We start from the raw sequence: 12,677 nt of genomic DNA on the forward strand, positions 1-12,677 counted from the left end.
TTCAGTTTTGGCTGATATCGGATCGATCAGAAGCGGCCCTTCAAGGTCACGCCGAACGTGCGCGGCTCGCCGAGGAAGGCGTTGAAGGTCTGGTTCGACGTCGTCACGAACGGGTTGCCGAGGGTGTTGCCGCCCGGCGCCTGGAACGGGGCATCGAAGGCGACCTGCGTGTAGTTCTTGTTGAACAGGTTCTGGGCGAAGAATTCCAGCGCCCATTTGCCGTCCGGATCGCTGACGCCCGCACGCAAGTTCACGACCACGAAGCCGAGCTGGGTCTTTTCCGGATCGAGGTCCGACCCCGTGTTGTACTTGGACGAATAGCGCAGGTTGAGGTTGAGCAAACCATCCAGACCTTCCGAGATTTGCGGCGCCAGGTCGCGCTGCTGGTGATGGTCACCAGCGGTGCGTTGGTCAGCCGCGCGCCGGGAAGCTGGAACAGGGTGTTGCCAGCCGGCGCCGTCGCCGAGGTCGGTGGCGCGAACAGCGGCCCTTCGAGGTTGTCGTCATAGCGCGCGTCCGCGACGGTGATGCCGCCGTTGATGTTCAGGGTGCGCGCGGGCTTGAAACCGCCCTCGATTTCGAAGCCCTTGCTGACCACGCCCGCGATCGGCGAAACGATGAAGGCAAGGCCGTTGAAGGTGTTGAGCTGGAAGTTGCTGAAGTCTTCGTAGAATAGCGCGACGTTCACGGTCGCGCCGTTGTCGGCGTTGCGGTACTTCAGGCCGACTTCGTAGCTGTTGACCGTCTCCGCCGGGAACTGCAACTGGTCCGGATCGATGGGGACGCCGACTCCAGGGAAAGTCAGGCCCGCACGGTCGAGGTTGAAGCCGCCTGCTTTATACCCGCGCGCGTAGCTGGCGTAGGTGTTGATCTCGTCGTTGACCTTGTAGCCCAGCACGGCGGTGCCGGTGACTTCGCTTTCCTGGCGGCTGCTGTTGTACACGCCGTTCAGACGTGGATCGTAAACAGCGGAGCAGGCCAGCGGCACGAGCGAACCGGCGCCGCCGATCAGCGCGGTTGCCGTCCCGATGCCCACAGGATTGTTGCCGCCGACCGCAGGGGCCAGTTGTGCCGGCGTCAGACGCGAGATGCCGAATACGGCTGAGCAGCCCAGGTTCTGTCCCGTGAGGTTGGCGTCGATTTCCTTGTTTTCATTGGTGTAGCGCACACCGGCCGTGAAAGTGAGTTGGTCGGTGATCTTGAACTCGTCGTGGGTGAAGAAGGCGAAGTTGCGCGACCGGTGGCGGAAGGTCGAGAAAGTGTTGTTGCTGCTGAACAGATCAGCCGGGTTAGAGGTCGCCGGAATGATGCCGAAGGCACGCGCCAGGGTGCCGATGGTGTTGATCGGGTTCTGGAAACTTGCCGGTAGAGTGGGGTTCAGGACTGCATTCAAATAGCGCTGGAAGTCGGCGCCGGTGCGATTTTCATCATCGACGTTGAGGATTTCATTGGCGAAGATGCCGCCGACCAGCCAGTCCAGCCGACCGCCGAAGGCTTCGCCCTGGGCGCGCAGTTCCTGCTGGAAGGTGCGGAAACGCTGGGCGTTCAGGCCGTCCGAGCGGTACAGAAGGTCGAGCGTCGTATAGTCGATGTCCTGACCACGGTCATAATCCCAGAAGCGATAGGAGGTCAGCGAGGTCAGTGTGGCGCCGCCGAGTTTCAGGGTCGCCTCGTTGGAGACGCCCCACTCGTTCACATCCTGCTGGTACGACCGGCCGGGCGTGGTGGCGCTGTCGCGATCGTAAGGATCGTCGGACGACAAACCGCCAGCTCCTGAGCCCAGGCGTCCGCCAAGCGCTTCGATGATCCCGGCCGTTGGGCCGCGGACGATGGTCGCGGCCGCACAGCATTCCTCGCGGCGCTGCGCATAGTCGCCGATCAGGCGGAAGGTCAGATTTTCAGTCGGCTCGAACAACAGTTGCCCGCGCACGAGCCACCGCTGGCGATCGTTGAAGTCGCGGTCGCTTAAAATGTCATTGAAATACCCATCGCGACGGGTCCAGCTCCCATCGATGCGCGCCGCGAGCACATTCTCGATCAGGCTACCCGTGACGCCGGCCGCCACGCGCGCATAATTATAATTGCCGTAGCTGGCTTCGGCATAGGCGTCCGTTTCGTAGCTCGGACCCTTGGTGACCACGTTGATGAGACCCGCCGAGGCGTTGCGACCGAACAAGGTCCCCTGGGGACCACGGGCGACTTCGATGCGCTCGATCTCGCCGAGGTCGGTGAAGCTGACGCTATTCCGGTTGCGGTACACGCCGTCGATGATCACGGCGACCGAAGATTCAAGGCCGGGGTTGTCGCCGGTGGTGCCGATGCCGCGGATCCGCGCTGTCGTGCCGGCCGCTTCCGCCGAAGTCGAGGTGAGCAAAAGGCTTGGGGACAGGCGTTGCAGTTCGCGGACGTCCGTGATGCCGGCCGTTTTCAGCTCCAGAGAGCCGACGGCGCTGATGGCGATCGGCACGTCCTGCAGGTTGCGCGCGCGCTTGGTCGCCGTGACGATGATGGTGTCAAGTTCGACGCTCTGCTCGTTGGCGGCGGTGGAAGTCGCCGCGGTCTGTTCCTGCGCCAGAACTGGCGTAGCTTGCAGCAAGGCAAAAGCGCAACGCCAGACAGAAGTGAATGCTGCATCTAGGATCTCCTCATAAAATTGTTGTTCCCCACACTGTATCGTCGTGAGGCGCGTTTGTTATTGAGCATGGCGGGAAGCTGGCCATTTTGCAAGTGGCGGCTGCCACACATGGCATGCGACTCAACGCTTCGCCAATAAAATGGCGGTACGTGATGTCAAAAGCCACAGAAACTGCGCGAGAAGCCATAGATTCGACTATGTTTTTAGGCACAGCAACTGCAATGGCATATTGCAATGCAAAATGCCACTATTGTTGCTTACGGACGTAACAAACTGCGGCGATGCGCCGAGAGGCGCACCGCCGTTGCGATCAGGCCGCTTGTTTCAGCGAATCATGCCCGTAGAAGCTTGCGCCTTTGGCCGCCATGTCGCGCAGCAGCTGCGGCGGCGCAAAGCGCGGCCCGTGCTTCGCGGCCAGCCCGTCGAGGATTTCAACGACCTTGGCCAGGCCCAGACTGTCCATGTAGCTGAACGGACCGCCGGTGAAGGGCAGGAAGCCCCAGCCGAAAATCGCGCCGAGGTCGCCGTCTTCCGGCGTTTCCAGCACGCCCTCGGCGAAGCAGCGCGCGCACTCGACGATCTGGCGGAAGATCAGACGGGTCTTCACATCGTCGGGGCTCGGCTGCTCGTCGGCAAGCGGGAAGACGGTCGGCAGGTCCGGCCAGAGGTACTTCTTGCCGCCATCCTCCGGATACACGAAGAAACCCTTGCCGTTCTTGCGCCCAAAGCGGCCAAGTTCCATCATCTTGTCAATGACGTCGTCGCCCTTGGTGTGGACGTATGCGTCGCCAAGGTCCTTCTTCGACTGCTCCTTGATCTTGTAGGAAAGATCGATCGCCACCTCGTCGCCGACCGCCAGCGGGCCGACCGGCATGCCGGTGAAGCGGCCGCAGTTGTCGACCAGGGCTGCGCCCGCGCCTTCCGCGATCATGTGATAACCTTCCAGCACGTAGGTGCCGAAGCAGCGCGAGGTGTAGAAGCCGCGGCTGTCGTTGACGACGATCGGCGTCTTGCGGATTTGCGCGACATAGTCGATCGCTTTGGCGATGGCGGTCGGGCCGGTGTTCTTGCCGACGATGATCTCCACCAGCGGCATCTTCTCGACCGGCGAGAAGAAGTGGATGCCGATGAAATTCTCCTGTTTCGACCAGGCTTCCGCCAGTCCGGTGATCGGCAGGGTCGAGGTGTTGGACCCGAAGATCACATCCGGCCCGAGCACGGCTTCGGTGCGCTTGGTGATGTCGGCCTTGATGCCGCGCTCCTCGAACACGGCCTCGATCACCAGGTCGGCGCCGGCGACGTCTTCCATGCGCTCGGTCGGGTGGATGCGCGCCAGGATGGCGTCCGCCTTGTCCTGGCTCATCTTGCCGCGCTTCACATCCTTGGCCAGACGGTCAGCGGTGTAGGCCTTGCCCTTCTCGGCGCTCGCCTGGTCGCGGTCGAGCAGAACCACCTCGATTCCGGCCTGCGCGGTGACCATGGCGATGCCGGCACCCATCAGGCCCGCACCGAGCATGGCGATCTTCTTGCACGGCATCGGCGCGATGTCGGCCGGGCGACGCGCACCCTTCTCGGCCGCCTGCTTGTTGACGAACAGGGTGCGGATCATCGCCTTGGCCTGCGTGCCCAGAATCAGCTTGGTGAAGTACTTGATTTCAAGCGCCAATGCCCGGTCGATGGGCAGTTGCACGCCCTCGTAAATCGTGGCCATGATGGCGCGCGGCGCCTCGTAGTTCATGAAGGTGCGGCCGCTGACCATGGCGGAACCGCCGATGAACGTCTCGGCATATTTCGGGTTCATGTGCCCGGCGCCGCCCGGTACCTTGAAGTCCTTGGCGTCCCAGGGTGCCGAACCCTTGGTCGGGTTCGCCAGCACCCAGGCCTTGGCCTTGGCGACAATCTCCGCCGCTGGCGCGACCTCCTGCACGACGCCGAGGCCCTTGGCCTCCATGGCCGACATGTTCTTGCCTTCGAGGATGTAGAGCAGCGCCGGCTGCACGCCGATGATGCGCGGCAGGCGCTGGGTGCCGCCCGCGCCCGGCAGCAGCCCGACCTTGACTTCCGGCAGGCCGAACTGCGTCTTCGGATTGTCGGAGGCGACGCGGTAATGGCAGGCCATGACCAATTCGAAGCCGCCGCCGACCGCCAGCCCGTCGACAGCGACGGCAATCGGTTTGCCGCAGGTCTCCAGCTTGCGATAGAGGTTGGACATCACGGCGACCTGTTCGGCGACCTGCTTCGGCGAGGCGTTCGCCATGGCGTCGCTGAAGAAATGCCCCGAGACCTCCACCAGATCGGCGCCGGCGAAGAAGTTGCCGGGCTTGCCGCTGGTGATGACGATGCCTTTGACGGCAGCGTCGGCGACCGCCCGATCGATCACGCTGTTCAGTTCGTCCTGGGTCTTGTTGGTCAGGGTGTTCATCGACTTGCCGGGCACATCGAATGTCACCAGCGCGATACCGTCTGCATCGACCTCGTAGCGCAGCGTTTCAAAACTCATGGCGGCCCTCCCAAAGGCGCTTATCGTTGAAATCAAGGCATGCCGGCGGCGCAGCGCCGCCGATCATGCAAATTACAGGCGTTCGATCACCGTGGCGGTGCCCATGCCGCTCGCGACGCAGAGCGTGATTAGCGCGGTGCCCTTGCCGCTGCGCTCCAGTTCATCGAGCGCGGTGCCGAGGATCATGCCGCCGGTCGCGCCGAGCGGGTGGCCCATGGCGATGGCGCCGCCGTTGACGTTGATCTTGTCGTGCGGGATGTTGAGCGCCTGCATGTAGCGCAGCACGACGCTGGCGAAGGCTTCGTTCAACTCGTACAGGTCGATGTCCTGAACGCTCATCCCGAGCCGCTTCAGCAGCTTCTCGGTTACCGGCGTCGGGCCGGTCAGCATGATCGTCGGGTCGGAGCCGATCGAGGCCATGCCCTTGATGCGGGCGCGCGGCTTCAGACCGTACTTCTCGCCGATCTCCTTGCTGCCGACCAGCACGGCACTGGCCCCGTCGACGATGCCGGACGAGTTCGCGGCGGTGTGGACGTGGTTGATACGCTCGACTTCCGGGTACCGCTGCATGGCGACCACATCGAAGCCCGGCATGGTCTCGCCCATGGCCTCGAACGCCGGCTTCAGCGAGGCCAGCGATTGCATGTTCGAGTCCGGGCGCATGTGCTCGTCGTGGGCGAGCGCAATCTCGCCTAGCACGTCCTTGATCGGCACGATCGACCGGGCGAAGCGGTTTTCCGCCCAGGCCTTGGCGGCGCGGCGCTGGCTCTCGACCGAATAGGCGTCCACGTCGTCGCGGCTGAAGCCGTATTTGGTGGCGATCAGGTCAGCGGCGACGCCTTGCGGCACGAAGTAATTGTTCATGGCGATCGTCGGGTCGCTGGCGATGGCACCGCCGTCCGCGCCCATCGGCACCCGGCTCATGGCTTCGACGCCGCCGCCGATGGCGAAGTTCGCCTCACCGCTGAACACCTTCGCCGCGGCCATGTTCACGGCTTCCAGGCCGGATGCGCAGAAGCGGTTGATCTGCACGCCGGGCGTCGTGATCGCATAGCCGGCGACCAGCGTTGCGGTGCGGGCGATGTCTGCGCCCTGCTCGCCGACCGGCATCACGCAGCCGAGGATCACGTCGTCGACGTCGGCGGTGTCGATGTTGTTGCGCTCGCGGATGGAGTTGAGCAACTGGCTCGCCAACTGGACGGGGCGATCTCGTGCAGGGCACCATCCTTGCGGCCCTTGCCGCGTGGGGTGCGCACGGCGTCGTAGATATAGGCTTCGGCCATAAGGTCCTCCAAGGGTTTGCCGTTCTATCGCGGCGGCATGATCTTCACGGTGGCAGAGTCGGTGCGCTGGTTCGTCAGAAGGCGTCGGCGGGCATCGCCATCATCAGCTCGGCGCCGGCTTCCACCTTCGCGCGCCAGCCGTGGGTGTCCGGCATGTGGCGGTTCATGTAGTAGCGGCCGGTCAGCAGCTTGGTTTCATAGAACGCCTTGTCCTCGGCGCCTTGGTCGAGCTTGGCGTAGGCGCTCTGCGCCATCCAGGTCCACATATGGCCAAGCGACACCAGGCCGAGCAGGTTCATGTAGGCATAGGCTGCGGCGCCGGCGTTGTTCGGGTTTGCGAACGCGTTCTGCATCAGCCACATCGTCGCGCCCTGAAGATCGCCAAGGCCCTTTTCCAGCGGGCCGACGAAGTCTTTCAGGCGCGCGTCCGCCTTGGCCTCGGCGAGGAAGCCCTGCAGGGTCTCGAAGTAGCCGCGGATCAGCTTGCCGCCGTCCTTGGGCAGCTTGCGGCCGACCAGATCCATCGCCTGCACGCCGTTGGTGCCTTCGTAAATCTGGGCAATGCGCGCGTCGCGCACAAACTGCGACATGCCCCATTCCTCGACATAGCCATGGCCGCCGAGGCACTGCTGCGCCCAGGTCGCGTTTTCATAGCCCTTGTCGGTCAGGACGCCCTTGATGACCGGGGTCAGCAGGCTGATGAGGTCGTCCGCCTTCTGGCGCTCTTCTTCGGTTGCCGCCCTGTGCGCCAGGTCGACCTGCAGCGCGCCCCACAATGTCAGCGCGCGCGCGCCTTCGTTGAAGCAGCGCATGTCCATCAGCATGCGACGCACGTCGGGGTGCACGATGATCGGATCGGCGCGGACATCGGCCGGGGTCGAGCGGTCGATCGCCTTGCCCTGCACCCGGTCCTTCGCATAGGCGACCGCGTTCTGGTAGGCGACTTCCGAAACGCCGAGGCCCTGCAGCCCGACGCCGAGGCGCGCTGCGTTCATCATGATGAACATGGCGTTCAGGCCCTTTTCCGCCTCGCCGATCAGGTAGCCGGTCGCACCGTCGTAATTCATCACGCAGGTGGCGTTGCCGTGCAGGCCCATCTTGTGCTCGATCGAGCCGCAGGAGACGGCGTTGCGGGCGCCGAGCGATCCGTCTTCGTTCACCAGCACCTTCGGCACGATGAACAGCGAGATGCCCTTCACATTGTCCGGCGCGCCGGCGCGCTTCGCCAGCACGAGGTGGATGATGTTTTCCGCCAGATCATGTTCGCCGGCCGAGATGAAGATCTTGGTGCCGGTGATCTTGTAGGTGCCGTCCTCCTGCGGTTCGGCGCGGGTGCGCAGCAGGCCGAGGTCGGTGCCGCAGTGCGGCTCAGTCAGGTTCATGGTCCCTGTCCAGCGGCCGGAGACCATGTTGGGAATGTATTTGCGCTTCTGCTCGTCCGAGCCAACCGCCATCATCGCCGCGACCGCGCCCTGGGTCAGGAAGGGATAGAGCGAGAAGGACATGTTCGCGGAAATCGCGAACTCTTCGAACACCGAGGCCAGCATGTGCGGCAGGCCCTGGCCGCCGTATTCCGGATCGGCCGACAAGGTGCCCCAGCCGCCTTCGCAGAACTTGTCATAGGCATCCTTGAAGCCCGGAGGCGTGGTGACGGTCGCATCGGCATTGCGCACGCAGCCGACGATGTCGCCGGTGCGGTTCAATGGCTGCAACACGCCTTCAACGAACTTGGCGGCCTCATCGAGCACGCTGCGCACCAGATCCGGCGACGCGTCCGCGAAGCCGGGCAGGTTGGCGTATTTCTCGATGTTGATCATATCGAACAGGACGAAACTCGCGTCCTTAACGGGTGCGGCGTAAACCGGCATGCTCCTCTCCCACATACAGGCGGTTGGATATTAAGCTTCCGTTCCGCCTCGATTTGTTTTTCAGCCTACAGGCTGCCTTGAATTAACCTTGTGATTGAGCATGACGCAGAAATGCTCAAGCTCCTCAATCAGGAAATCTATATCCGCCCGCTGTTCTTTCAATGCCTGCAGCTTGGCGCGGCAATGGCTGAGAGTCACCTCGCGCTGGCGCTCACGCCCGTCCCCGAGATCGTAAAGGTCGAGCATCTCCCGGATCTCGGACAGTGAAAAGCCTGTGCGCTTGCCACGTAGAATCCAGCGCAGACGCGCATAGTCCCGCTTGCAGTAGATGCGATTCTGACCCTGCCGCTCCGGCGAGATCATCCCCTCGTCCTCATAGTAGCGGATCGTACGCGTGGTGATGCCGAACTGCTCGGCGAGCTCGGTAATGGTAAAACGCGCATCGGCGGGCACATGGCTCGCATCAGGCTCGAACATCAACCGAATCTCTCGCTTCATGTGGGCAGCATGCCTGCCGTTTACGTAAACGTCAAGTTGGTCTATCATTCGGTAGTGCCTCAGTTTGAAAAATCCGCTCGTGGTGAGCTCGGTCAGAACCACGAGCCGCTCACCCCTTCTGTCCAAGCTCAGGGTGAGCGGCAGAATTTCAAACTGAGACACTACGTATCATTCTGGTGCAGAAGGGATCGAGGAAAGGGTGACCATGCTGGAAAATGTGACGTTTGGACCTATCGAGCCGGCGCAGCTGGCAAGCATGTCCGGGCTGGAGCTGATGCAGGCGATGATCGAGAAACGCCTGCCGGCGCCGACCATGGCCCGTACCTTGAACTTCTGGCTGGCCGAGGTCGGCGAGGGGTGGCGATTTTGAAGGCGAGCCGACTGCGGAGCTGCTCAATCCCCTCGGCGCCGTCCATGGCGGCATGCTGCTGACCCTGATCGACAGCGCCTGCGGCTGCGCTTGCCATACAACCTTGCCGGCCGGGGTTGGCTACACCAGCATTGAAACCAAGGCGAACTTCAGCCGCCCGCTCTTTCCCGACTCGGGGCGCATCCGCTGCGTCGGGCGGGTCGTCACCGCAGGGCGCACAATCGTGACGGCCGACGCGGTCGCCACGGACGCGCGCGGACGGGTCGTCGGCCATGGCACGTCGACTTTGCTGGTCTTCCCACCGAAGGCTGCTGCGTGATCGCGGGTCGTGCCTCAGTTTGAAACCTCCCCGCTCACCCTGAGCTGGTCGAAGGGCTGAGCGGCTCGTGGTTCGTCCAAGCTCGCCACGCGCGGATGTTCAAACTGAGACACGACCCGATATCGCGCTTTACGTTTACGTCAACGTAAGATAGCTTTCGGGTAAGGAGACCGTCTGTGACCGACCAGTCCCTCACCCAGCCTGAGGTTGCGCCCCGGGTCCAGCGGATGCCGCCGCCCCGAGCGAATTCCGCGGATTGATGTATCCGCTCGGGCGCTGGAAGCCGGAGCCGCAGTCGCCGCACGAGATTGCGCCTGGCGTTTTCTGGCTGCGCATGCCGCTGCCGTTCGCGCTCGACCACATCAATCTCTGGCTGCTCGAGGATGGAGATTCCTGGGTTGTCGTCGATACCGGCCTCGGCGTGCCCGGCTGTCATGAGGTCTGGCGGGCGGTGCTCAGCGGCCCACTGATCGCCGGCAAGCCTGTCTCGCGAATCTTCGTAACCCACTACCACCCGGATCATATCGGCCTTGCCGGCTGGCTTGCAGGGGAGACCGGTGCGCCGCTGCTGATGTCCCGCACCGATTACCTGATGGCGTCCTTTCTGATGCTGGGCGCGCTTCCGGCACCGCCGGAGGGGTGCAGGCCTTCTATGCGCGCGCCGGCTGGCCGTCGGACTCCATCGACCGCTTCGCCAAGCGGGGTGGGGTCTGTTTGCGCGGGCGGTGACGCCACTCCCCGTCGGCTACACTCGACTGCAGCATGGGCAGGTGCACCGGATCGGCGGGGCGGCGTGGCGGATCCACGTCGGGCGCGGCCACGCGCCGGAACACTGCTGTCTGGTCAGTGATGAACGGGGATTCTGATTTCCGGCGATCAGGTGCTGCCGCGCATCACCTCGAATGTTTCCGTCTATCCCATGGAGCCGCACGAGGATCCGCTGGGGATTGGCTGGACAGCCTGGAGGACTTGCTGGCACTGCCCGACTCGCTGCTCGTGCTGCCTTCGCACAATGAGCCGTTCCAGGGTCTGCATGCACGCGTGCGCCAGCTTCAGGCAGACCATGCCGACAAGTTGGCGCGGGTCGCGGCCTTCTGCCGGGAGGCGCCGCGCACCGCCGTCGAGTGCTTCCCGGCCTTGTTCGGCCGTGTGCTCACCGACAACGACATCATGATGGGCAGCGGGAAGCCTTCGCGCACATCAATCATCTCGTGCGCCAGGGGCGCTTGGACCGGACAACCGAAATCCGCGACGGCCGGGAGGTTGACCTGTTCGCAGGCTGACGTGCGAATAAGAATTCGAGCTCGTGGAGCGGATTTGGCATTTGATCCCCTTTGCGGCGGGCGTGGCATCAAATGTCGAATTCAAAACTCCATGAGAAACAAAGAATTGCAAGTAATCCGACTCGGGTATTTGCACACGAGCGTGCGGGCGCGGGATGCAAATGTCGAAGTCGGACCACACGTGCGCACCAGAACGCACGCCTTGGGAGAAGGACATGACGAACGAAAGCGCAAAGACGAATGTCGGCCGGCCGGAGGAAGCCCGTCCGATGCCGGTTCAGGCTCTCCTGGAGCAGGCCGCCAAGCGCGCGCCGCAACAATCTTATCTCGATTTTCTCGGCCGCATCTACACCTACGGCGAAATCAATGCGCAGGCGGATCGAGTGGCCGCGGCGCTGCAGGCCATGGGCCTCGACAAGGGCGACCGGGTCGGCCTGTTCCTGCCGAACTGCCCGCAATATGTCATATTTTACTATGCCGTGCTCAAGGCTGGCGGCACCGTCGTCAACTTCTCGCCGCTCTATTCCACGCCCGAGCTGATCCACCAGGTCGAGGACAGTCAGACCGATTTCATGGTCTGCCTCGATCTTGCCGCGCTCTACGACACGATCAACGCCGTGCTGGAGGCAAGCCGCCTCAAGGCGCTGATCGTCTGTAGTTTCGCCGACGCCTTGCCCGTCGCCGCGCGCTGGGCATTCCGCGTCGCCAAGCGCCAGCTCGTGGCCCGGGTCAAGCCCTGCGAGCGCCGTATCCCGGCACGCCGTCTGCTGCGCCACACGGGTTCTTACGAGCGCCGTCCGGTTGACCCGACTGAGGATCTGGCGTTGCTGCAATACACCGGCGGCACGACGGGCGTGCCGAAGGGGCGATGCTCACCCACGCCAACGTCAGCATGGCGACGCAGCAGGCGATCGGCGCCAGGGCGGGCTGGCCTTCGGGGTTGAGCGCATGCTGGGCGCGCTGCCGTTCTTCCATATCTTCGCCAACATCACCGTGCTGAACGGCATGACGATGTGCGGCGGGTTGATCGCCATCCTGCCCAAATTCGAACTGAAACCGGCGCTGAAGGCGATTAAACGCCATCGCATCACGCTGATGCCAGGCGTGCCGACGATGTTCCAGGCGATGCTCGGTGCGGATGCAGAGGCGCTGGCCGCCATGAAATCGGTGCGGGTGTCGATCTCCGGCGGCGCGCCGATGGCGGTCGAACTCAAGAAGAAGTTCGAGCAGACGAGCGGCGGCATCATCGTCGAAGGCTATGGCCTGACCGAGAGCACAAGCATCGCCTCGGTGAACCCGGTCCATGGTGTTAACAAGGCAGGCTCGGTCGGTCTGCCGGTGCCGGGCACGCAGGTGCTGATCGTCGACAAGGACGATCCGGCCCGCATCCTGCCGCAGGGCGAAGTCGGCGAAATCTGCCTGCGCGGGCCACAGGTCATGCGCGGCTATTGGCATCGGCCGGAGGCGACCGCCGCCGTGCTCGGGCATGGCTACCTCCAGACCGGCGATCTCGGTTACCTTGATGAAGACGGGTATCTGTTCATCGTCGACCGGCTGAAGGACATGATCACCGTCGGCGGCTTCAAGGTGTTCCCACGCATGATCGAGGAAGCGCTGTATGCGCACGGCAGCGTGCGCGAGGCGACGGTCATCGGCATTCCGGACGAATATCTCGGCCAGCGCCCCAAGGCGTTCGTGGTGCTGAACGATGACGCCAAGGGCCATGTCACGGCGGACGACCTGAAGGCTTATCTCAGGACCCGTATCGGCAAGCACGAGCAGCCGGCGAGCATCGAGCTGCGCGATGCCTTGCCCAAGACCATGATCGGGAAGCTCTCCAAGAAGGAGCTGGTCGCCGAAGAACACACGGCATCGACGCGGAAGGAGCAATTGGCATGACCGAACATATCGCAGCCCGCCT

Annotated in this window: 11 protein-coding genes and 1 pseudogene; 5 read left to right on the plus strand and 7 right to left on the minus strand. The window is 63.5% G+C overall.

Annotation, left to right across the window (positions count from 1 at the left end; all coding sequences use genetic code 11):
- Window positions 1-26: 26 nt before the first annotated feature.
- From E6W36_RS20655 to E6W36_RS09740, 6 genes and pseudogenes are all read right to left on the minus strand, one after another.
- Window positions 27-260 (minus strand): hypothetical protein, encoded by a 234-nt coding sequence (locus E6W36_RS20655; protein ID WP_342776637.1) that lies wholly within the window; start codon window positions 258-260, stop codon window positions 27-29.
- Window positions 251-2,596, minus strand: a complete 2,346-nt coding sequence (locus E6W36_RS09720) for a TonB-dependent receptor (protein WP_222872466.1) — start codon at window positions 2,594-2,596, stop codon at window positions 251-253. The genes E6W36_RS20655 and E6W36_RS09720 overlap by 10 nt, the downstream gene beginning before the upstream one ends.
- A 349-nt stretch (window positions 2,597-2,945) precedes the next feature.
- Window positions 2,946-5,135 (minus strand): 3-hydroxyacyl-CoA dehydrogenase NAD-binding domain-containing protein, encoded by a 2,190-nt coding sequence (locus tag E6W36_RS09725; RefSeq protein ID WP_222872467.1) that lies wholly within the window; start codon window positions 5,133-5,135, stop codon window positions 2,946-2,948.
- Between the two features lie 72 nt (window positions 5,136-5,207).
- Window positions 5,208-6,418 (minus strand): annotated as a pseudogene (locus E6W36_RS09730) (acetyl-CoA C-acetyltransferase).
- Between the two features lie 74 nt (window positions 6,419-6,492).
- Window positions 6,493-8,286, minus strand: a complete 1,794-nt coding sequence (locus E6W36_RS09735) for an acyl-CoA dehydrogenase C-terminal domain-containing protein (protein WP_222872468.1) — start codon at window positions 8,284-8,286, stop codon at window positions 6,493-6,495.
- Between the two features lie 60 nt (window positions 8,287-8,346).
- Window positions 8,347-8,886: a MerR family transcriptional regulator gene (locus E6W36_RS09740; protein WP_342776638.1), complete on the minus strand. Its 540-nt coding sequence runs from the start codon at window positions 8,884-8,886 to the stop codon at window positions 8,347-8,349.
- Window positions 8,887-8,983: 97 nt separating this feature from the next.
- Here E6W36_RS09740 and E6W36_RS18790 point away from each other — a divergent pair, with 97 nt between their 5' ends.
- From E6W36_RS18790 to E6W36_RS09750, 3 genes are all read left to right on the plus strand, one after another.
- Window positions 8,984-9,154: a hypothetical protein gene (locus E6W36_RS18790; RefSeq protein ID WP_246047493.1), complete on the plus strand. Its 171-nt coding sequence runs from the start codon at window positions 8,984-8,986 to the stop codon at window positions 9,152-9,154.
- Between the two features lie 52 nt (window positions 9,155-9,206).
- On the plus strand, window positions 9,207-9,473 hold the full coding sequence (locus tag E6W36_RS18795; RefSeq protein ID WP_246047495.1) for a PaaI family thioesterase: 267 nt from the start codon (window positions 9,207-9,209) through the stop codon (window positions 9,471-9,473).
- 259 nt (window positions 9,474-9,732) lie between these two features.
- Complete coding sequence (locus tag E6W36_RS09750; RefSeq protein WP_222872469.1) at window positions 9,733-10,323, plus strand: MBL fold metallo-hydrolase; 591 nt, start codon at window positions 9,733-9,735, stop codon at window positions 10,321-10,323.
- A 202-nt stretch (window positions 10,324-10,525) separates the two neighbouring features.
- Here the strand turns inward: E6W36_RS09750 and E6W36_RS09755 are convergent, their stop codons facing one another.
- A complete protein-coding gene (locus tag E6W36_RS09755) occupies window positions 10,526-10,681 on the minus strand; it encodes a hypothetical protein (protein ID WP_222872470.1) in 156 nt (51 codons plus the stop codon).
- Window positions 10,682-10,971: 290 nt separating this feature from the next.
- Here E6W36_RS09755 and E6W36_RS20660 point away from each other — a divergent pair, with 290 nt between their 5' ends.
- On the plus strand, window positions 10,972-11,700 hold the full coding sequence (locus E6W36_RS20660; RefSeq protein WP_281277284.1) for an AMP-binding protein: 729 nt from the start codon (window positions 10,972-10,974) through the stop codon (window positions 11,698-11,700).
- 4 nt (window positions 11,701-11,704) lie between these two features.
- Window positions 11,705-12,655, plus strand: a complete 951-nt coding sequence (locus E6W36_RS20665; RefSeq protein WP_281277285.1) for an AMP-binding protein — start codon at window positions 11,705-11,707, stop codon at window positions 12,653-12,655.
- Window positions 12,656-12,677 lie beyond the last annotated feature (22 nt).

It is taken from the genome of Hankyongella ginsenosidimutans, assembly GCF_005144965.1.
Classification (GTDB): domain Bacteria; phylum Pseudomonadota; class Alphaproteobacteria; order Sphingomonadales; family Sphingomonadaceae; genus Hankyongella; species Hankyongella ginsenosidimutans.

Excerpts from the sequence above, each read along its gene's own strand:
- E6W36_RS09725 (WP_222872467.1), bottom strand. The coding sequence starts at position 5,135 with ATGAGTTTTGAAACGCTGCGCTACGAGGTCGATGCAGACGGTATCGCG.
- E6W36_RS09735 (WP_222872468.1), bottom strand. The coding sequence starts at position 8,286 with ATGCCGGTTTACGCCGCACCCGTTAAGGACGCGAGTTTCGTCCTGTTC.
- E6W36_RS18795 (WP_246047495.1), top strand. The coding sequence starts at position 9,207 with ATGCTGCTGACCCTGATCGACAGCGCCTGCGGCTGCGCTTGCCATACA.
- E6W36_RS09750 (WP_222872469.1), top strand. The coding sequence starts at position 9,733 with ATGTATCCGCTCGGGCGCTGGAAGCCGGAGCCGCAGTCGCCGCACGAG.
- E6W36_RS09755 (WP_222872470.1), bottom strand. The coding sequence starts at position 10,681 with ATGATTGATGTGCGCGAAGGCTTCCCGCTGCCCATCATGATGTCGTTG.
- E6W36_RS20660 (WP_281277284.1), top strand. The coding sequence starts at position 10,972 with ATGACGAACGAAAGCGCAAAGACGAATGTCGGCCGGCCGGAGGAAGCC.
- E6W36_RS20665 (WP_281277285.1), top strand. The coding sequence starts at position 11,705 with ATGCTGGGCGCGCTGCCGTTCTTCCATATCTTCGCCAACATCACCGTG.